This window comes from Saccharothrix sp. NRRL B-16314 (genome assembly GCF_000716595.1).
Lineage (GTDB): Bacteria > Actinomycetota > Actinomycetes > Mycobacteriales > Pseudonocardiaceae > Actinosynnema.
On sequence record NZ_JNXC01000261.1, the window covers coordinates 1 to 239 of the forward strand.

The following is a 239-nucleotide window of genomic DNA, read 5'->3' on the forward strand; positions in this document are numbered from 1 at the left end:
ACGACGGTGCGCCATCGTCATCACCCACGCCAGGGCACTGCCCCGACCCGGATCGAAACGCCCCGCCGTACGCCACACCTCCACCAACACCTCCTGCGCGACCTCCTCCGACTGGGCGTGATCCCGCAGGACCCGCACCGCCAGGCTCAACACCCTGCCCGCCACCACGTCGTACAACCGCTCGAACGCCTTCTCGTCACCACGCGCCACCATGCACAGCAACTCCTCGGCCGACGCGC

The 239-nt window shown here is 69.5% G+C and carries 1 protein-coding gene; it reads right to left on the reverse strand.

What is annotated here, in order from left to right:
* A partial coding sequence (locus OQ02_RS39915) for a sigma factor (protein ID WP_033443887.1) occupies positions 1-239 on the reverse strand: 239 nt, incomplete at both ends.